Annotated in this window: 18 protein-coding genes and 5 tRNA genes; 17 read left to right on the forward strand and 6 right to left on the reverse strand. The window is 40.3% G+C overall.

What is annotated here, in order from left to right:
* Positions 1-155 precede the first annotated feature (155 nt).
* A complete protein-coding gene (locus LMF89_RS13925; RefSeq protein WP_229535621.1) occupies positions 156-482 on the reverse strand; it encodes a YnfA family protein in 327 nt (108 codons plus the stop codon).
* Between the two features lie 245 nt (positions 483-727).
* On the opposite strand from LMF89_RS13925, the gene LMF89_RS13930 reads away from it, so the two are divergent.
* From LMF89_RS13930 to LMF89_RS13945, 4 genes are all read left to right on the forward strand, one after another.
* Positions 728-1,309 carry a superoxide dismutase gene (locus tag LMF89_RS13930; RefSeq protein ID WP_229535622.1) on the forward strand — a complete coding sequence of 194 codons (582 nt, stop codon included), beginning with the start codon at positions 728-730 and terminating at the stop codon, positions 1,307-1,309.
* Positions 1,310-1,551: 242 nt separating this feature from the next.
* A complete protein-coding gene (locus LMF89_RS13935; protein ID WP_229535623.1) occupies positions 1,552-2,280 on the forward strand; it encodes a (Fe-S)-binding protein in 729 nt (242 codons plus the stop codon).
* Positions 2,277-3,689 (forward strand): LutB/LldF family L-lactate oxidation iron-sulfur protein, encoded by a 1,413-nt coding sequence (locus LMF89_RS13940; RefSeq protein ID WP_229535624.1) that lies wholly within the window; start codon positions 2,277-2,279, stop codon positions 3,687-3,689. Before LMF89_RS13935 ends, LMF89_RS13940 begins: the two co-directional genes overlap by 4 nt.
* Before the next feature lie 15 nt (positions 3,690-3,704).
* Positions 3,705-4,466 carry a LutC/YkgG family protein gene (locus LMF89_RS13945; protein ID WP_229535625.1) on the forward strand — a complete coding sequence of 254 codons (762 nt, stop codon included), beginning with the start codon at positions 3,705-3,707 and terminating at the stop codon, positions 4,464-4,466.
* Between the two features lie 30 nt (positions 4,467-4,496).
* Here LMF89_RS13945 and ubiE read toward each other — a convergent pair whose 3' ends face one another.
* Complete coding sequence (gene ubiE / locus LMF89_RS13950) at positions 4,497-5,213, reverse strand: bifunctional demethylmenaquinone methyltransferase/2-methoxy-6-polyprenyl-1,4-benzoquinol methylase UbiE (RefSeq protein ID WP_229535626.1); 717 nt, start codon at positions 5,211-5,213, stop codon at positions 4,497-4,499.
* Between the two features lie 356 nt (positions 5,214-5,569).
* On the opposite strand from ubiE, the gene LMF89_RS13955 reads away from it, so the two are divergent.
* The 5 genes from LMF89_RS13955 to dinB all read left to right on the forward strand — a co-directional run bounded on the left by LMF89_RS13955 (position 5,570) and on the right by dinB (position 7,803).
* Positions 5,570-5,803 (forward strand): hypothetical protein, encoded by a 234-nt coding sequence (locus LMF89_RS13955; RefSeq protein ID WP_229535627.1) that lies wholly within the window; start codon positions 5,570-5,572, stop codon positions 5,801-5,803.
* Between the two features lie 160 nt (positions 5,804-5,963).
* Positions 5,964-6,215: a hypothetical protein gene (locus LMF89_RS13960; protein WP_229535628.1), complete on the forward strand. Its 252-nt coding sequence runs from the start codon at positions 5,964-5,966 to the stop codon at positions 6,213-6,215.
* Between the two features lie 130 nt (positions 6,216-6,345).
* A tRNA-Ser gene (locus tag LMF89_RS13965) sits at positions 6,346-6,434 on the forward strand.
* Positions 6,435-6,446: 12 nt separating this feature from the next.
* A tRNA-Ser gene (locus tag LMF89_RS13970) sits at positions 6,447-6,537 on the forward strand.
* 102 nt (positions 6,538-6,639) lie between these two features.
* Positions 6,640-7,803, forward strand: coding sequence for a DNA polymerase IV (dinB, locus tag LMF89_RS13975; RefSeq protein ID WP_229535629.1), 1,164 nt, complete (start codon positions 6,640-6,642; stop codon positions 7,801-7,803).
* 23 nt (positions 7,804-7,826) lie between these two features.
* On the opposite strand, the gene LMF89_RS13980 is transcribed toward dinB, so the two are convergent.
* Positions 7,827-8,123: a hypothetical protein gene (locus LMF89_RS13980; protein ID WP_229535630.1), complete on the reverse strand. Its 297-nt coding sequence runs from the start codon at positions 8,121-8,123 to the stop codon at positions 7,827-7,829.
* Positions 8,124-8,307: 184 nt separating this feature from the next.
* Here LMF89_RS13980 and LMF89_RS13985 point away from each other — a divergent pair, with 184 nt between their 5' ends.
* Entirely contained in the window at positions 8,308-9,435 is a 1,128-nt protein-coding gene (locus LMF89_RS13985; protein WP_229535631.1) for a M20/M25/M40 family metallo-hydrolase, read from the forward strand.
* Positions 9,436-9,496: 61 nt separating this feature from the next.
* Here LMF89_RS13985 and LMF89_RS13990 read toward each other — a convergent pair whose 3' ends face one another.
* Together LMF89_RS13990 and ppx are read right to left on the reverse strand one after the other, a co-directional pair.
* Positions 9,497-10,558, reverse strand: coding sequence for a tetraprenyl-beta-curcumene synthase family protein (locus tag LMF89_RS13990; RefSeq protein ID WP_229535632.1), 1,062 nt, complete (start codon positions 10,556-10,558; stop codon positions 9,497-9,499).
* A 65-nt stretch (positions 10,559-10,623) separates the two neighbouring features.
* On the reverse strand, positions 10,624-12,147 hold the full coding sequence (gene ppx / locus LMF89_RS13995; protein WP_229535633.1) for an exopolyphosphatase: 1,524 nt from the start codon (positions 12,145-12,147) through the stop codon (positions 10,624-10,626).
* Between the two features lie 355 nt (positions 12,148-12,502).
* On the opposite strand from ppx, the gene LMF89_RS14000 reads away from it, so the two are divergent.
* The 5 genes from LMF89_RS14000 (at position 12,503) to LMF89_RS14020 (ending at position 15,671) form a co-directional block, all read left to right on the forward strand.
* Positions 12,503-14,557 carry an RNA degradosome polyphosphate kinase gene (locus tag LMF89_RS14000; RefSeq protein WP_229535634.1) on the forward strand — a complete coding sequence of 685 codons (2,055 nt, stop codon included), beginning with the start codon at positions 12,503-12,505 and terminating at the stop codon, positions 14,555-14,557.
* Between the two features lie 315 nt (positions 14,558-14,872).
* A tRNA-Arg gene (locus LMF89_RS14005) sits at positions 14,873-14,949 on the forward strand.
* A gap of 22 nt (positions 14,950-14,971) precedes the next feature.
* A tRNA-Arg gene (locus LMF89_RS14010) sits at positions 14,972-15,048 on the forward strand.
* Positions 15,049-15,071: 23 nt separating this feature from the next.
* Positions 15,072-15,551: a tRNA adenosine(34) deaminase TadA gene (gene tadA, locus LMF89_RS14015; protein WP_369412610.1), complete on the forward strand. Its 480-nt coding sequence runs from the start codon at positions 15,072-15,074 to the stop codon at positions 15,549-15,551.
* A 29-nt stretch (positions 15,552-15,580) separates the two neighbouring features.
* Positions 15,581-15,671, forward strand: a tRNA-Ser gene (locus tag LMF89_RS14020).
* Positions 15,672-15,809: 138 nt separating this feature from the next.
* On the opposite strand, the gene LMF89_RS14025 is transcribed toward LMF89_RS14020, so the two are convergent.
* Positions 15,810-16,391, reverse strand: coding sequence for a site-specific integrase (locus LMF89_RS14025; protein WP_304622607.1), 582 nt, complete (start codon positions 16,389-16,391; stop codon positions 15,810-15,812).
* An 887-nt stretch (positions 16,392-17,278) separates the two neighbouring features.
* Here LMF89_RS14025 and LMF89_RS14030 point away from each other — a divergent pair.
* Together LMF89_RS14030 and LMF89_RS14035 are read left to right on the forward strand one after the other, a co-directional pair.
* Entirely contained in the window at positions 17,279-17,476 is a 198-nt protein-coding gene (locus LMF89_RS14030; RefSeq protein WP_229535635.1) for a hypothetical protein, read from the forward strand.
* A gap of 714 nt (positions 17,477-18,190) precedes the next feature.
* On the forward strand, positions 18,191-18,838 hold the full coding sequence (locus tag LMF89_RS14035) for a response regulator (RefSeq protein ID WP_229535636.1): 648 nt from the start codon (positions 18,191-18,193) through the stop codon (positions 18,836-18,838).
* Positions 18,839-18,951: the final 113 nt, after the last annotated feature.

An 18,951-nucleotide genomic window follows, 5' to 3' on the forward strand; every position in this document is an offset into this window, starting at 1 on the left:
TACCCCCATACAGGACTTTTATATTTCAGTGTCCTATATAGGGGTAGCATATCAATATAACTGACAGCTTCTTTTGTATTAACGGAAGCGAGGACGGGAACGTGGTTAAAAAAGGACAGGACTCGATGCGTTCTCTTATGAGATTACTGAAGCTATCATCTGGGCCAGTACATAATAATCAGGACGCCTACTAGGGAAATGAGTCCGCCAATAATATCAAATCGATCTGGTGGTATTTTATCAATACCCCACCCCCATAGGATGGAAAGTACGATGAAAATGCCTCCATAGGCAGCATACACCCGTCCAAAGCTGGCTGGTTGTAATGTAGGGATGACGCCGTATAACACTAGAATAATAGCACCCCAGACTGCATAGCTAATCCCTTTTCCCTCCCGCAGCCAAAGCCATATTAAATAACCGCCGCCAATTTCAAATAGACCAGCAAGGATAAAATAGCCTACGGATTTTAGAACCTCCATCGTTGTCCTCCTTGAGCGTGTTGATAATCGTTTTCATTATGGCGCAATATCGAATGGTCATCTGATAAAGTATACTGTATAAATGCTGTATAGGGGAAGCAATGCCGCTTTTAAGGTGATATAATACAGAAATAATAACATATAATAAAGACAAAGGGTAGAACGAATGAAGTAAATTACAATTTTACTGTGTGGAAAAAGAACGTATGTACATCATGAAAATACTTTAAGTGAGGGGAAGAAACATGTCTTATCAAGTACAAGATTTTGACCATCTTTTAAGAATGCAAGGCTTTAGTGAAACCTTACTGCACCATCATTTTGCCTTGTATCATGAACTTGTGGAAAATCGGAATCGAATTGCAGCCAACCTTGAAGGATTAGTAGCACAAGGACAGGAAGACACCCCTGAGTATGGGAGCCTTAAGCGTCGTTTGAGCTGGCAATCGAATGATATGCGTTTGCACGAACTGTATTTTGAGAACTTAGGCGGTCAGAGTGAGAGGAATCATAGATCCTGTTTAATCGAAAAATTAACCGAGAATTTTGGCAGTTATAAAGCATGGGAAGAAGATTTTAAGACAACTGCAAGTATTCCTGGCGTTGGCTGGGCTGTATTGTGTCAGGATCACAGCAGTGGTAAATTAAATAATCTTTGGCTTGATGAACATCAGGCTGAGATTCCCGCAGATTATAAGCCGTTGTTAGTACTAGATGCCTGGGAACATTCTTACATGATGGATTATGGTTTTAAAAGACCAGAGTATCTGGAAACTTTCTTTAAGAATATTGACTGGGATGTAGTTGATAGAAGATTAATTGTATAAGTGATGTCAAAAAGCTCAGGGATGTAGTATTCCTGAGCTTTTTTTATAAGGAACGTTATCTTTTCTCTGCGTATTCTACGCCTCTGTGGTTCGGTTATGTTTTTTTATTACCCTCCAATTCAAGTACATATTCTTATCAAGAAAGGTATGAATCTATCGCATTATGCAAAACATAGGAATAATTAAATTATGCCGTAAAAAGGTAATCCTTAGCGGCAGATAAGGATATGGAGGCTAAAGCTGTGAAAGCATCAATTTTTATCACATGTATTTGTGACAGTATGTTTCCTCGTGTAGGGGAGGCTATGGTTCGTGTATTAGAGCGGCAAGGAGTCAGCCTGGATTTCCCCCCGGGGCAAACCTGCTGCGGGCAGCCCGCATTATCCAGTGGGTATTGGGATGATGCCAGGGAGGTTGCCAAAGGCTTTATCGACTCTTTTCATGCTAGTGAAATCATCGTAACACCAGCAGGATCTTGTTTGGCAGCGATTAAAGAATTTTATCCTGTTTTATTTGAAAAAGATCCCAAATACCTTGATCGATCCAAAGAGTTAATTCGAAAAACCCATGAGTTTAGTGAGTTTCTAGTAGAAGTGTTGCAAGTAACCAATGTGAATGCTTCTTTTCCCTATAAAGTAACCTATCATTCCAGCTGTCATCCCAGGCGGTTTCTAGGAGTTGATAAGTATGTGTATGCGTTATTAAAGAATGTGGAAAAATTGGATTTTATTCCACTGGCTCATGAGGAACAATGTTGTGGATTTGGTGGGACTTTTTCGGTAAAGATGCCTGAGATTTCTGAGAGTATGGTAAATGCCAAAGTCGCTGACATCTTGGCAACCGGAGCGGATGTTGTGGTAGGTACCGATTTAAGCTGTTTAATGAATATTGATGGCAGACTTCGTAAGCAGGGAGCCAAGGTACGGGTAATGCATATTGCTGAACTACTAGATGAAGGGATGAGGACATGAGTCATAAACCTACTTTGCATTTACGCGATAGGGCAAGAAAAGCCATAAAAGATGAGCCAATGAGAAAAGCTGTACAAAAGGCTGTTGACCGATTAAGCGGCAATCGTGAGAAAGCCCAAACCGAATTGCCTAGCTGGGATGACTGGCGTGAGCAAGGCAAGCGTATTCGAAAGCATACCGTAGATCATCTGGATTATTACTTAGGACAGCTATCAGAAAGCGTACGAAATAAAGGTGGGCATATTCATTTTGCCCAGACAGCAGAAGAGGCAAGAAGAGTCATTATCGATATTTGCAAAAAAAACAATGGCAAGTTAGTGGCCAAGTCAAAATCGATGGTTACAGAAGAAATTCACTTAAATCCTGCCTTAGAGAAGGAAGGCATGGAGGTAATTGAAACGGATTTGGCAGAATATATTTTGCAGCTAGCCGGTGAAACGCCTTCTCATATTATTGTACCGGCCATTCACAAAAATCGGTATCAGATTGCAGAGCTTTTTTCTAAAGTCGCTGGCAAGAAGATCGAACCGGATACACCAGCTCTAACCGCTTTTGCACGGCAGACGTTGCGGCAGAAATTTATGCAAGCCGATATCGGTATTACTGGCTGTAATTTTGCCATTGCGGATACAGGAGCCATTTCCTTGGTAACGAATGAAGGGAATGCCCGCCTGACAGCCTCTTTGCCAAAAGTACTGATTTCGGTCATGGGCATGGAGAGGGTATTGCCTACCTTTGATGATTTAGAGGTGATTTTATCCCTGCTGCCTCGGCATGCTACAGGTCAAAAACTTACCAGTTATATATCGGTAGTTAATGCGCCTCGTAAGGAGAATGAAAAAGATGGGGCAGAAGAATTTCATCTGGTGATTGTCGATAATGGCCGATCGCGTTTGCTTGCAGATGAGGAGTTCAGGCAAGCCCTGCATTGTACACGCTGTGGAGCATGCTTTAATGTTTGCCCTGTGTATCGCCAAATTGGCGGGCATGCCTATGGTTCGGTATATGGTGGACCGATTGGGGCCGTGATCACTCCATTTCTAGAAGATGATTTTGATTTTTGGGGAGAGCTTTCCTATGCTACAACATTGTGTGCAGCTTGCAGCAGTGTATGCTCCGTAAAAATACCTCTTCATGATCTTCTCATTAAAATACGCCGCAAGAGAATCGAACTTGGTTTTACCCATCCTTTGGAGAGGGTCGGTTTTAACATGTGGCGGCGTTTCTTTAAACTTCCAGGCCGATATAAATTTGCTATGAAAATGGCTTCAATTGGTCAAATTCCTTTAGTAAAGGATGGATATATCAGATCTGGACCGCCGCCTTTATCCGGGTGGACAAACTCGCGTTATTTACCGGCAGCCGCCAAGAAGACTTTTAGACAAATCTGGCAGGAAAAATATGAATAATGAAGGAGGAAGGACATGCAAGGCAGGGAGCAAAGCTTTTTAAGTCATATCGCTAAGGTATTAGGCAGGGACAAACCTTTGACTTCAGCGCCAAATCGGGATGAAGTAGGTCCCCCTGTATTTTGGAAAGAACAAAAGTTTGATATAAATCAGCCTTTAGAGTTTTTCAAGACCAACTTAGAAAATTTGACAGGTAAGGTCTATATCGCAAGAGACGATCAGGATGCTGGTCAGCAAATTCGGGTTTGGTTAGAGGAATTAGAAGCGAAAAGGGTTATTATGTGGGATCATGAAGAGTTGAAACAGATTGTACATTTGGAGGATACCAATATAAAGCTGGATTATTGGTCGCCAGATCGTTCGCAAAAGGATCTCATTACTGCGGCAGAACAGGCCGATGTAGGCATTACTTGGGTAGATTATGCGATCGGCTATACGGGAACATTAGCCTTGTTTTCAAGTCCTACCCAAGGGCGATCCGTTAGTTTGCTGCCAACTGTTCATATTGCTGTGTTTAGGAAGGACAATTTAGTTCCTACCATGAGTACGGTTATGGAAAACCTTATGGAACGCCGCAGTACCCAAAAAGTTCCTGCTGCGATTGATTTTATAACTGGCCCTAGTCGTACTTCTGATATCGAGATGGATTTATCCATTGGGGTGCATGGACCCGTTAAGGTATGGACTATTGTTATTGAACAAAGTGGGAACGTCCAGCATCATAATGGGATGAAGGAAGAATTGCCTCTGGAAAAAGACGAGGTGCTGTATACTTAAGAATAAAATGAGCTTGGCTTAAGCCAAGCTTCATTTTATTCCTAGATGCACCGCAGCAATACCGCCCGTTAATTGATAAGAAGTGATTTGCTTTAGACCGACTTGTAGGAAGATATTTTGAATAACAGAATGCTCGGGAAGGGTTCTCAGGGAGGCGGGCAGGTTGTAGTAAGGCTGATTTTTATGAAACCCCAGATTGCCGATTAGAGGGAGCAGGTGTTCAAAGTACAGGAAATAAAGTTGTTTTAGAATTGGTGCGCTAGGTTTAGACAACTCTACGGATAATACGGTACCGCCGGACTTTGTTACCCGGTACATTTCGGACAGGGTTTTTGGTATATCTGCTACGTTTCGCAAGCCAAAGCCGATGGTTGTACAGTCAAAGGAATGATCTGGGAAGGGTAAATGTAAGGCATTGCCCTGCATGAGTGTTATCCGTTGGGAATAGGGAGTCTTTTTTATATTATCTTCGGCTTGCCGCAGCATATTTTCAGAGAAGTCAAGGCCGACAATTTGTCCTTGAAGCCCTGCTTTTTCTGCTAGCGCAATGGAGAGTTTTCCTGTACCGCAGCATATATCAAGGATGGACTGTCCGGTTTTTATATTTGCTTTATTAACAGCGAAGTTGCGCCAGTAGGAATCTTGGTTTAAGGTGAAGACTGCATTGAGCAAATCATAGCGTTTCGCGATGCTGCCGAATAATTCTTGAACGAAGTCTTCTCTTCTATGTTTATCCATTTGCTCCATGATGGTTCCTCCCTCTTTTTTTGCAGTAGATGTTAATTATTATCATTATACTAGTGATATAATTGTTTAGCGATAGGCGAATTCTTTGTAATTATAATTGTAGATGAAGAATCTAAGGTTTTATAAATTGAACCACAAAGGCACAATGCCGCTGATGCGGCACACAAAGGAGTACTCAAAATAAGTTATCAAAATAAGTTATAACATAGAGCCCTTCGTGTCCTTTGCGTCTTTGTGGTTCAATTCATCCTATATATTTTAAAGGACGCGTTAGCATTTTTCTTATTTTGTGATACAGATCATAGTACAAGAGTGAATGAATCGTTTATAATAAGAAGCAAAAGAGATAAAAGAGGGTGACAGCTTTGAAACTGTGGAATTGGTTTTGTAAGATCGGTGAGAATAAGGTCGGGTATCGAGTAAAGGCTGGACAGCCGGCTCTTCCAGTCAAACAGGTTTCGGAGCGCGTTAGTCGGTCGGGAGTCGATACGGTTTGCTCCCGGATCTGCGGTCATGAGAATTGTCAGTGTGGCGGAACCGTAAGAGGGCTGCATTGTGTTTGGTCCTATTATCGTTTAGACAATCAATAAAGAAAAATATCAAAGTCTAATCAAAACATATGAAAATATAATAAAAATGTAATAAAAAAACAGGTGCAAAGCAGGCAGATAGTGTTGCAATAATGATAAGAAGTGTGTATACAGTATTATTCGATAATGAAGTGTTCTTACAGTGAAGAGAGGTCATTGCATGATATCGCGGCGTAGATTTATCAAAGGATGTATCAGTACTATTATTGCTATCAGTGGTTCAGAATTGTTATTTCAGGCTCCTACCAGCAGCGGGTCGGGGAATCGGAACATTCCTGTTTTAGTATATCATCGTGTAGGATATACCACAGATGCCCTTACGGTTACTCCAGAGAGGTTTTCTAGTGATTTGGATAGTTTGCAAGAGAGAGGATATCATAGTATCTCCTTAGAACAATTCCAGAATTTTTGAGATGATCGCAATGTAGAAATGCCAGAAACTTATAAAATATATTATAAATTTTTATGTTGACTAGTGTTGACAAAGAAAAAGAATGCTGGTATACTAGTAAATGTGTCATCGGGAACGTGTCAACCGACACGGAGGGGTGTCCGAGCGGTTTAAGGAGCTGGTCTTGAAAACCAGTGATCCTGAAAGGGACCGTGGGTTCGAATCCCACCCCCTCCGCCATATTTCTAATACGGAGCGATACTCAAGCGGCTCAAGAGGACGGTTTGCTAAATCGTTAGAGGTCGTAAGGCCTGCCAGGGTTCGAATCCCTGTCGCTCCGCCATTCATTTTAAATTTTACGCCTTCATCTTTTTAAAGATGAAGGCGTTTGTTGTATAATGAAATAAGGCATGATCTGCACAAATGGAAAGTTAGGTGAAAATGCATGCAACGATGGATTATACATATTGACATGGATGCTTTTTTTGCCGCTGTGGAACAGCGTGATAATGAGGCGCTACGAGGGAAACCTCTTATTGTTGGGGGAATTGGCAATCGAGGTGTGGTGGCAACAGCCTCGTATGAAGCACGCCGTTTTGGGGTGTACTCCGCCATGTCCATGGTGGAGGCGAGACGCCGTTGTCCGGAAGGGAACTTTGTGCCCTGCGACCATGCAAAATACAGCAGGGTTTCTATAGAATTACAGCGCATTTTTTCTGAGTTTTCACCAGTTGTAGAACCGCTGTCTTTGGATGAAGCGTTCCTCGATGTTACAGGAATGGAGCAACTCTATGCTAGTCCCGAAGAGATTGCTGTTTGCATAAAGGAGCGTATTCAAAGTGAGTTGCACCTTACTGCTTCTGCGGGGGTCGCTCCGAATAAGTTTTTAGCAAAGTTGGCTTCTGAGATGAAAAAACCCAATGGTCTGTTTGTGATTTATCCAGGGGAGGAAGAGGCGATGCTGCGGAATCTGCCGATTACCTCCATGTGGGGGGTTGGTAAATCCATGGCTCAGGTTTTGAAAAACTTAGGAATCTATACCATCGGTCAGTTGGCTCAGACCAATGTGGCGTTATTAGTAAAGCATTGCGGACAGATGGCATATAAGATCCATGCGTTAGCACATGGTCAGGATGATCGACCAGTAGTAGCGGATCTTGAGCCTAAGTCTATTGGTAATGAACTTACTTTTCCTGTTGACATCATTACGGCATCTCAAATCGAAACCGAACTATTGGCCTTGGCGGAAAAAGTCGGCTGGCGGCTTAGGCAGTACGACTATAGTGGTAAAACCATTACTATTAAAGTACGTTTTGCTTCTTTTAAAACCATTACTCGCAGTAAGACATTGTCAGACTATACCCAGTTTGATGATGTTCTTTATAATGTTGCTATGGAAATTTGTCATCAGATACCCATGGGAGAGGGAGTAAGACTGTTGGGACTCACCGTGTCCAATCTCCAGTCTGGCGGCGGTCAGCTATCTTTATTTGATCAGCAGGAAGATAGGCGTGCTGCCATGTATGAAACCATTGATAAACTGAGGAATCGATTTGGTGCAGGCATTGTGACCAAAGGACGATTGATCAATGGAAAGGAACCGAAGTAAAGTGCATGCTGCTTCTAATGAGCTTATAGCTGTCGTTCTAAAGTGAGAAGTATTTGCTTAGGTGTTAAGTTGGTAATATTCAGCATAAGAGTGCTAGTATATGAAGCAAGTTCCTCTTCGGAATCTAGCATACTATCTCCTGGTTCGGCTACACTATGATAAGTAGTCAGAGCAGCAGGATGATAGGTTGTATATAAATACGCATCGACGAACTCTCTTTGCAGGTGGGCCTGATACATGTCGATGACAGTATAGCCCTGCTGTTGTAACAAATGGGCTAGTTTTTGGTTGTTTCCTTGCAATGCGATGGTTTTGTCCATTGATATCTTCCTTTAAATTATTTCATTCTTAGTCTAGTATGTGTACTGACTTTATAGATTATAGGAAAGATATCTTTTTATTTGTTCAAAGCAGGAATACAATTGCGAAGTAAGAATTAGATTAGAGTATGATGAAATGTTCTATGGATACAATATTTTTAGCTAAATTGTAGGGGGTTTGGTGATGATTAATAAAGAGCGTGTATTAGCGGAATTCTTTGAACTGGTAAAGATTAAATGTTCGACTCGGGAAGAACGTGAAGTTGCAGATGTCCTGAAGGTTCGTTTAGCAGAATTGGGATTAGAGGTGACAGAAGATCAGGTTGGGGAAATCATTGGTGGTAATTGTGGCAACGTGATTGCTTATAAAGCAGGAACAATACAGGATGCTCCTACTCTGATGCTCAGTGCTCATATGGACTGTGTTGAACCTTGCGGCGGGATAGAACCTCAGCTTAAGGATGGTGTGATCACATCCGTTGGAGATACGATTCTTGGTGCCGATGATAAAGCTGGAGTTGTAGCCATTTTAGAAGCATTGCGCATTGTAAATGAGGAACATATTTCTCACGGCCCCATTCAGGTTGTATTTACTGTAGCGGAAGAAGGGGGCTTAAATGGTGCAAAGGCGATTGATTCTGCTGCGTTAAAAGCTGACTTTGGATATGCTCTTGATTCCAGTGGTGGACCTGGCGAAATTATTACGATGGCTCCTGGTCAAAATAGCATTACAGCGTTGATTCATGGCAGAAAGGCTCATGCAGGCGTAGCACCAGAAGAGGGAATTAATGCCATTGTAGTAGCCGGTAAAGCGTTGGCCGAGATGCAGATTGGACGTATCGATTTTGAAACAACCTCTAATGCAGGGATTATTAGTGGTGGCATTGCCACAAATATCGTGCCTGATTTGGTAGAAGTAAAATGTGAAGCTCGCAGCCGAAATATGAAAAAGCTGGAAGTGCAGACGCTTCATATGAAGGAGACCTTTGAGCAAGTGGCAACTGCTAACGGAGCCCAAGCCGAGGTCAAGGTAGAGACTGCTTATGGTCCTTATGTTTTATCGGAAACAGATCCTGTAGTAACTTTGGCAGTGAAGGCTGCGGAAAGTATTAGCCTCATTCCGGAAATTAAAGCTACAGGCGGAGGCAGTGATGCGAATTTCTTTAATAATTATGGTGTACCTACAGCCGTATTAGGAGTGGGTATGAGCAAAGTACATACCAAGGATGAATATATAAAAGAAATTGACTTGTATAATAGTGCGGAATTAGTGACCGCTCTGATCAAAACAGCAGCAACTATGAAAAAGTAATATAAAATAAAGGCTGAGTGTAATCGCTGCACTTAGCCTTTATTTTATATTACTTATCAGTTCACAGTTTTTTTCGAAAGCGCAGGAAATTACATAATAAATACAGGAGGCGGGTACAACCACCAGCTGTTTCTAGCAAGGAGTTTTTTATTCCTTGATAAGTATTGGCTTTGGGGTCGGAAAGATACATGGCAAGCAGTCCTTGCACAATGGTTTTATGAAAAGCGGGATAGGGTAATGTGTCGGCTTGAAGAAAGGCTTGCTGTATGAAGTGTATCAAGTGAGCTGCTGTTTCGGGAGAATCTTGATAATAAGAGACAAAATTAAGGTCGCCGCTTTTTTGATCTTCAGCCGCATCGATGAAGTAATCTAATAGGATATGTAAGCCGCTAATCCAGGGAAAGTAAGCGGAATCAATTTTTGAAACTGTGCAAGAGGTGAGATTCTTGTCGCTGGCAGCAGCGCAGAGCATAAACATACCTAAGGTAGAGCCCGTAGCTGCGGCGAATTCCCAAGGCGTAAGCTGAGGGTAGTGCTCGAGATGCTTATGAATCCAAGTTAGCATTTTTTCTTCGCGAATGCTAGGATTAAGATGTTTATAGGTCTGTAATTCGCTGTAGAGGCGGGCCAATTTCTGGATATTTGGTTTTACCAGCTCATAAGAAGGCAATGTATTTACCTTTTGCTGGCAAGTCAGGACAAGCTCTTTCAAATAACCCCCGTCTTCTTTATAAGGATAAAAAGCATAATAATCCTTAAGGTGGGCGCTGGGGTCAAGAGCATCCGTGATTGCGTAATGCAATTGGCGGAAGGCCTGTTCATCTGTTATACCAGCGTTATCGCACAGGTTATCTAAATAATCGCTGATGGTTTGTAACGCGACGACGAGAGAAATAAAGTCTGTTTTACATACTGTAGGGTAGAGGCTGTAAATGCTTCCTCCCTGACAATGGAATTTTTTGTTCGTAATACTGGCAAGGGCCTGCTCTTTAAGCTCGGGGCAGGCATGGGATATCCCTTTCGTAGACCAGTGGTGCAGTTCGCTGTCAACTAAGGGAAAGACTTTTCTGACAAAAGGAATAATTAAAGAGAGTACTCTATAGAATTTAGCAAAGAATTTCATAATAGCCTCCTTGTTGAGAAAGGGTACAGTTTATTTTAATTTTGCTATGCCTTTTCTTCTTTATTCTATAAGGAGGCAGTTGAGACCGCTAATTCTAGACCTGTCTCACGTTTAAACCATTTGCTATGCTTCTTTACTGCCTGCAGTTCTAATAATAATTCTTGTTTGGTTGTTAAAATCAGCTGTGCCTGTTTTTTTGAGATGTTTGTTGTAATTTTTTCTACCAGACTCATTTGCGTAGTATCTAAACCTTCCGCCAAGGCTAGCAATAATGCCAGTTTGCGAGCTGTTTGCCAGTTGGCTGCATCTAGAAATTCATTATAAATTCTGTTATAAGAATATTTTACCGAAGGGCTATGATGCCAGCCGGCAATGATTGCGGCCATGATTTGCTCGCGGTGGGAAAGACCGAATAAACGAGCATTTTCTATTAAATAAGCGCTATGTCGTGCATGGTCATAATAACTCACTGTAATGCCAATGTCATGTAATAACGCGGCTACTTGCAAGAGTGTTCTGTTACGCGGCTGTAAGCCGAGTATTTCCTGCCAATCATCAAATAAGCCATTGGCTAGCTTTGCTACCTGGCCCGCGTGCCTTGTATTGCCGCTATAGAATGACAGCATATTGTCTGTACTATGGGAAAGCGGATCTAACAGCTCTGTTTGCCCAGTTTGGGAAAGATAATATTGAAGAAATAATCCTTCCCTTACACCACAGCTGCTAATAATTAATTGTGTACTATCGATTTTTTCAAATAAGTGTTTAACAATAGCTAAACCTGAGATAATAATATCAGCACGTTCACTACTGAGCCCCGCTATTTTGCGACGCTGAGCACAGGACATTTTTATGACGTCTTCCCATAAGGAGTGGAAGGATAGAGAGCTGGTACGGTAGTTGTGCAGCTTTAATAAAGGGTAATGATTTCTTTTCTGCTCCATTTTTCCAATGCTGCGGGCAGTTCCGCCAATGCCAATTAGAGGAAGATTAAGGGTTTCTAGCCAAGGTACTTTTGCAAGCTCCTGGGACAGAAATTCGTCAAGATCTGCTAATTGGACTTCCGTTGCTTTGTTTTCTAGTTTAAAGCGTTCTGTTAAGGTAACAGCTCCAAAGGGCAAACTAATGACTTCTTCGGCTTTGCGGTTCTTGATCAATGTTAATTCCGTGCTGCCGCCTCCTAAGTCGAATAATATGGCATCTGTAACATCAAGGGTATTAATGGCCCCTAAATAGCCCAATTTTGCTTCTTTTTCCCCGCTAATAATGTCAATAGAAATGCCTGTCTCTTTTTGAATTTTCTTTACGAATTCCGAGCCATTAACGGCATTGCGCAGCGCTGCTGTTCCTACGCCTAGAATTTTATCCGTATGAAAGATTTGACACATATGAGCGAAGCTTTTTAGTAAGCTCATTGTACGAGCCATGGCCTCTGGCTGCAGCTGACGATTTTTATCTGCCTCTTGTCCCAAACGAACCGCATCTTTTTGATGATAAATTAGATTGTAGGAACCGTTAGTATAGATTTCGACGATAATAAGGCGAGCAGAGTTTGATCCTAAATCGATAATCGCGATACGTTGATTCATGAAATCATTTCTCCTTTGTACAGGGTGCAAATTCTTTTATAAAATATGTATTAGCAATATTTTATAAAAATCCTCTGCCTAAATAGCAATTTACGAAAGATTATTATGATAAAATAAATGTTATAAAATTTAGATAATTGAGAAAACAATGCGCTGCTTTAAAGGAATTTTAATGGATTGAAAGCGTATTCTTTTATAATTCTCTCAATCAGTGGATTGTTAAGTTATTGTAAATTTATTCAAATACAGCTCTTATACTAGAGGAAACGGCAGGTAATATAAGGAATTATGTCGAAAGAAAACTACTACAATGAGTAAGCCCAGTTTCAAATTCTGAGATAGGCAGGTTGAAGCCATGTTTGATAAAAAAGAGAATTTCCTAAATAGGGAATTAAGCTGGCTGAAGTTTAATCATCGGGTATTAGAAGAAGCGAATGACCCTGAAAAACCTTTGCTGGAACGATTGAAATTTGTGGCGATTGCCAGTTCTAATTTGGATGAGTTTTTTATGATTCGTGTTGCTGGACTGAAACAGCAAGTGGAGAGCGGTATTGGTAAGAGAGACCCTGCAGGATTTAATGCAGCCCAGCAACTTCAATTAATTGATGAAGCGGTGCGGGAGATGGTACGGCTGCAGTATTGGTATCTAAAGAAGATTCTTGGTGCCATGCAGAATCATGATATTTATGTAAGTGATGTTGAGAGTTTAGCCGTTAGCGGACGACAGTGGGTAGAAGAGCATTTTTATAACACGATCTATCCGTTGCTTACGCCATTAGCAGTAAATGCCAGTCACCCTTTTCCTCTATTAGCCAATCGGAGTTTAAATCTGGCAGTGCTGCTAAGTAAGGGAAAAGAGGAGCTGCAGACAGCAATTCTTCCCGTTCCTAGTGCTCTGCCACGAATTATTGAAGTGCCTGACCAAAGTGTTGGCAAACAATTTGTATTATTAGAAGACATTATAAAAAAACATTGTTCTGAGTTATTTTGCGGCTACACGATTAAGGATATTGTACCCTTTAGCATTACGCGCAATTCGGATTTGTTAATTGATGGTGAAGGTGCCGAAGATCTGCTGGCCGAGGTAGAAAAATCTCTGCGTCAGCGTAAACGGGGCGAAGCAGTACGTTTGGAAATGACCAAAACAAAGAAATCTTTTTTAAAAGATTTCTTGCTAGATATATTTAAGATGGATGAACAGGATTTGTATGAAGTTACGGGTCCTATTGATATATCTTGTTTTATGAAAGTGATGGATCTTCAAGGTTTTGATGACCTGCGCTATGAGCCCATCATTCCACAGATTCCCATAGGATTAAAAGATGCAGAGGATTTGTTTGATGTAATTCGAGAGAAAGATATTTTACTACATCATCCTTACGAATCCTTTATGCCCGTAGTAAACTTTATTCGTCAGGCAGCAGTTGATCCTAAGGTGTTAGCGATTAAGCAAACTTTATATAGAGTGAGTGGTAATTCTTCCATTGTCCGTGCTTTGGCTCAAGCCGCGGAAAATGGGAAACAAGTTACGGTTGTAGTAGAAGTTCGAGCTCGTTTTGATGAGGAAAACAATATTCTATGGGCCAGAAAATTAGAAGAATCTGGATGTCATGTAATTTATGGATTGTTGGGTCTCAAGGTCCATGGTAAAATGGCATTAATCATTCGGCAGGAAGAAGCTCGTATTAAGCGATATGTGCATATGGGGACGGGGAACTATAATGACATTACAGCCCGTATATACTCTGATATGAGTCTGTTTACTGCCAATGAAAAAGTAGGAGCGGATGCTTCTGACTTTTTTAATATGTTATTGGGTTATTCGGAACCACCATCGTGGAAAAAGCTGGTGGTTGCCCCCGTTGGTTTGCGAGAGAAAATAAAAGAGCTGATTGATCGGGAAATTGCTTTTGCTCAAGAGGGAAAAAGCGGTCATATCATTGCTAAAATGAATTCTCTACTGGATAAGGATATTATTCTTAAATTGTATGAGGCTTCTAGCAAAGGGGTTAAAATTGATCTTATTATTCGTGGAATTTGTGCTCTAAAACCAGGGCTTGAACATGTTAGTCAGAATATTAAGGTACGAAGCATTGTAGGGCGCTTTTTGGAGCATCATCGTATTTTATATTTTGCAAATGGTGGTAAGGAAAAAATCTATTTATCCAGTGCGGACTGGATGAATCGTAACTTAAGTGAGAGGATCGAATTATTATTTCCCATTGATAATCCAGAAATTCTAGAACGAATAAAAAATATTTTACATATTATGCTGAAAGATAATCGTAAGGCTTATATGATGAAAAGTGATGGCACCTATCGACGGGTATATCGCCGAGGTAAGATCGTTAATAGTCAGCAAAAATTATATCAAGAAGCACAAGAGCGAGCTGGTGGTGCAGATTTTTAAAGAACAAGGCCTATACTTTCGTATAAGCCTTGTTTTATCTTGATTTCCCCTTAATTTCAATAGTTATCCCCATAGTTATGCACAAAAGGATAACAAATGTGGATAACTATGGGGACATATTCTGATTTTTACTTCAAAATGAGGGAATTTTATAGCTTCACGAGGAATGAACATGTGGATAAAAGGATGTGGATAAAGTTATCCACATCCTTTTATCCACAATTAGAAAACGAAATAATAAAAACTCTTGACTTTACCTATAGAACTATGGTAAGATATTTTTTGTCGACGGGACAAGGGTTCCATTGAAGGAATGACTCCGTAGCCCAGCTGGATAGAGCGCTTGACTACGAATCAAGAGGTCGCAGGTTCGAATCCTGCCGGGGTCACCATTTTTGTTGCTAACTATATTTTGCGCCCGTAGCTCAGGCGGATAGAGCAACGGTTTCCTAAACCGTGTGCCGGTGGTTCGAGTCCTCCCGGGCGCACCATTGTATTTTGTGTGGTGAACCGGATATTGGATGATCATTATTATATGGGATTAGCATTAGAGGAAGCGCAAAAGGCTTATGCGATTGGTGAAGTACCAATTGGAGCTGTGCTTGTTCTGGATGGTCAGGTAGTGGCTGCAGGACACAATATGCGGGAAAGTTGGCATGATGCGACGGCTCATGCTGAAATGATTGCTATTCGGGAAGCTTGTCAAAAGCTTGGACGATGGCGTTTAACTGGACTTACATTGTATGTTACGATAGAACCTTGCCCTATGTGTGCTGGTGCTTTGGTCATGAGTCGTATTGACCGCTTGGTTTACGGCAGTGCTGATGTAAAAGCAGGGGCAATTGAATCGATTTTTAATATAGCGCAAAATGATGCATTAAATCATTCCATGGTGGTTACATCGGGAATACGTAGAGATGAATGTGCGCAAATCATGAAAGATTTTTTTAAACAACGACGAAAAAAGAATAAGAAGCATCACATAGATACCTGAGACATGAGCATTGAAGTAGATCAGGTCACGGAGAGGTGGCTGAGCTGGTCGAAGGCGCTCGACTCGAAATCGAGTAGGCGGGAAACTGTCTCGTGGGTTCGAATCCCACCCTCTCCGCCATAAAGTGAATAATACCAGAAGTTGTAGCTGCTTGCAGTGAAGACTTCTGGTTTTTTTATTTGTGTAAAAAATTCAGTTGATAACATTTTGATAACAAAAGTGTAGCCCGGCCTATTTTTTGACAGGCCGGGCTATTCATTATATATCTATATTAGCTTTTTCAATAGCGTTACGTTTATTTTCACGAGAAGGATGAAGATAATGATTGGCTGTTATGCTGATATCAGAATGACCAAGAATATCTGAAACAGTTTTTAAGTCTACACCAGCTTCTAGAGCATTGGTGGCAAAAGTATGTCGCAAATCATGAATTCGGATGTGAGGTGCTCCAATGCGAGTGATTGCGCGGCTAAAAGATTGAGAAACATAGTTAGGGTGCAGATGCTCGCCATTTGGCTTACAACAGATAAAGCCCTCATCATGATAGATATTTGTTGATTTCTGTTGCTCTTGCAAGGCTTTTACTTCCGTGAGAGCGATGTATAGGTTGTCAGGAATGGGAAGCGATCTATGGCTAGTACTTGTTTTTAATTTTACTAATTTAATACAGCTGTTTGAGCGACGGAGTTGTTGGATAATATGTATTTCACGATTCTTTAAATCAACATTGCTCCAGGTCAGCCCAAGTATTTCACCACGACGTAGGCCGAGTGCAAGGCCGATTTTGATTGGCAATTCAATTTCGGTTCCTCTCACATCATCTAATAACAAAAGTTGCATAGGTGAGTTATAGCCTAGCTGCTGTAAAAATTTTCTAGTAAATATGATCATTTATAGTTATAAAATAAAATAGGCTGTTGAGAAATAGCTTTATGAAGTTGAATTTATAAATAAGATCATGAGTATCGTAGCTTGATATTTTGATGAAAGGTAGGGACTTTCTGACTTTGTAAAATTTTAGCACCAGAACCCGCTAAAAAAATAGCGCAGGAGTCTTTAATGATATTGAAGATTGGAATCCGACACTTACCAGTAATCTCCATGTAAACAACATTGAAGTTTTTTGAAGATACCACTCTTTAAAGAGTAAAAGATCACTTGTAAAAGTACTGAATTTCTTTGCCTTGTATGTAGTTACATTGTTTTCCCAAAAGCAATCGTAGCAACAATAAACTTCTTGTGAACACCAACACCACAGCATACAGAATTCAGGGCATATTATGAAAAGATGGAAAAATAAAGAGGAAAAATGGGGATAATAGGGAAATAAAGTATTAGGTGGGAAAAAGTGGAGAGCCTCATTACTATTTTAGAAAAAATGACAGACCCAAGGAAGGGAAAATAAAACATAAACTATATGATATTTTACTCATTTGTCTGTTTGCAGTAACCTGCAATGCAAACAGTATTCTAGAAATACGTGAATTTTCCATTTATAGAAAAAATGGATGGAAAACTATCATTAAAAAATGGAATACCTAGCTGCCTGACGTTTGCTAGAGTCTTATAGCTACTTTCGCCCGAAACTTTTTCTATACTCTTTACTCAAATTATGGCAGGCGTTGAAGTAATAGCCAAGGGCGTGTGGTTACCCTAGATGGAAAAGCTATTGCCGGAACGTACCATAACGAAGAAAGAAAAGGATTAGTCTACATGATAAGTGCTTGGTGCAGCGAAAACAAGCTTTCTTTGGCGAAGTAAAAACCAAGGATAAAAGTAATGAAATCATATCTATTCCCGAATTATTAGATCTTCTGGATCTAAAAGGCGCTGTTGTAACAATGCGTGCTATGGGATGCCAGAAAGATATTGTGAAAAAGATTGTAAATGAAAAAAGCGGATTATCTTATTGGTCTAAAAGGTAATTAAGGGATTATGTATCGGGGATGTCTTGAATATGCGCAGGCAACTATAAACCAGCATCAAGAAAAGGACATACGAAATGTATCGCACCTTTGAAAAAGGCCATGGAAGAATTGAAGAGAGAAAGTATTACCTATTCCGCGATTTGGAGTGGTTTGCAGATAAAAAAGAGTGGGCAGGACTGATGGAGCTATTGCTTACAGAGAGTCGCTGAACGGATGTTAAAAGTGGTAAAGCAGGAGAGATAGAAATTCGACTCTATATTACGAGTATAAAAAGTAAATATGCAAGAAGTAGCCCAAGCCTCTCAGACGCACTTGGGAATTGAAAACAATCTACACTTGGTAGTGGATGTAGGCTTTCGGGAACCAATGGCAGACAAGAATGAACGTTGAAACAGGCAACTTATCACAAATGAGAAGACTATCTGCTTATCTCTTAAAGTTGGAAACTGAGTAAAAAGTTCCAATTCAATGAAGAACGATATCTTTGTTCATTAGATGAGAATTATATGGGAAAAGTTGTTCTTTCCGAAGTTAGTTGTTTTTAGTGCTTCAGGCAACAAGATAACCTTTGCTCTTAATGATTTTCTAGTGCAATCACACTCACCCCGCCGTTCTCTGTAGTATACCTGCATCACAAGTATTTTTTACCCAAAAGTGAAGTGGTTCATAACTTTTTTTGCTTTAGACACAGTGAAAGGAATGGTATTTAAAATGACTAGAATTAATGTAGCTATAATTGATACTAACCAGGAGTTTATTTCAAGGCTGACAAGATATCTGGACAGCTCAAAAGACATATTGGTGGTTAGTACTGTGACTAAAAAAAGCCAAGCTTTAAAATTGCCTGAAATCTATGACATCGATATTATGCTTATAGACATTAATTTGGGTGAAAAAGGCTGTGAGGGGATCTCGGTTGCCAATGAAATTGTAACATCTTATTTTCAAAAGCCAAAATTAATAATGCTTACTAATTATAATGATGAAGAACTTGTTCGAAAATCCTTTATAGCGGGTGCAGTTTATTATATATTAAAAAGTAATTATAAAATGCTGCCTGTGATTATCAGGCAAATTCATAATAACGATTTTCCTATAGAATCGGTTATTAGGGATTATGCTGATCTTATGAAAGATAAAATTCTTAAGTCTAAATTTCTATTAAGTGATAGTGAAATTGCAATTTATAAGTTAGCAGAAAAAGGGGGAAAGAAATCTAAAATAATAGAAGATCTTTATATTTCTGAAAGCACTTATAAAAAGCATGTTAACAGTATCCTAAAAAAAATTAAATCAGCAAAAAATATAAGACAGGCAGTCGAAAAGTTTAAAGAATATTTTGTTGCTTATAAATCCTAAATTGAGAGAGTGTCCCAAATTCGACCTGTTGACAAATAGCTTTTTTTGGGAGAAAAGCTATTTGTCAACAGGTCCAACGATTTACGCTACCTAAATTTTGCTTATAAATTATG

It is taken from the genome of Pelosinus baikalensis (genome assembly GCF_020819555.1).
Lineage (GTDB): Bacteria > Bacillota > Negativicutes > DSM-13327 > DSM-13327 > Pelosinus > Pelosinus baikalensis.

Bases quoted from the DNA above. Each gene is read 5' to 3' on its own strand.
- LMF89_RS13985 (WP_229535631.1), top strand. From the start codon at position 8,308: ATGATTAATAAAGAGCGTGTATTAGCGGAATTCTTTGAACTGGTAAAG.
- LMF89_RS14035 (WP_229535636.1), top strand. From the start codon at position 18,191: ATGACTAGAATTAATGTAGCTATAATTGATACTAACCAGGAGTTTATT.
- LMF89_RS14025 (WP_304622607.1), bottom strand. From the start codon at position 16,391: ATGCAACTTTTGTTATTAGATGATGTGAGAGGAACCGAAATTGAATTG.
- ppx (WP_229535633.1), bottom strand. From the start codon at position 12,147: ATGAATCAACGTATCGCGATTATCGATTTAGGATCAAACTCTGCTCGC.
- LMF89_RS13930 (WP_229535622.1), top strand. From the start codon at position 728: ATGTCTTATCAAGTACAAGATTTTGACCATCTTTTAAGAATGCAAGGC.
- LMF89_RS13960 (WP_229535628.1), top strand. From the start codon at position 5,964: ATGATATCGCGGCGTAGATTTATCAAAGGATGTATCAGTACTATTATT.
- LMF89_RS13925 (WP_229535621.1), bottom strand. From the start codon at position 482: ATGGAGGTTCTAAAATCCGTAGGCTATTTTATCCTTGCTGGTCTATTT.
- LMF89_RS13940 (WP_229535624.1), top strand. From the start codon at position 2,277: ATGAGTCATAAACCTACTTTGCATTTACGCGATAGGGCAAGAAAAGCC.
- dinB (WP_229535629.1), top strand. From the start codon at position 6,640: ATGCAACGATGGATTATACATATTGACATGGATGCTTTTTTTGCCGCT.
- LMF89_RS13980 (WP_229535630.1), bottom strand. From the start codon at position 8,123: ATGGACAAAACCATCGCATTGCAAGGAAACAACCAAAAACTAGCCCAT.
- LMF89_RS13990 (WP_229535632.1), bottom strand. From the start codon at position 10,558: ATGAAATTCTTTGCTAAATTCTATAGAGTACTCTCTTTAATTATTCCT.
- ubiE (WP_229535626.1), bottom strand. From the start codon at position 5,213: ATGGAGCAAATGGATAAACATAGAAGAGAAGACTTCGTTCAAGAATTA.
- LMF89_RS13945 (WP_229535625.1), top strand. From the start codon at position 3,705: ATGCAAGGCAGGGAGCAAAGCTTTTTAAGTCATATCGCTAAGGTATTA.
- LMF89_RS14000 (WP_229535634.1), top strand. From the start codon at position 12,503: ATGTTTGATAAAAAAGAGAATTTCCTAAATAGGGAATTAAGCTGGCTG.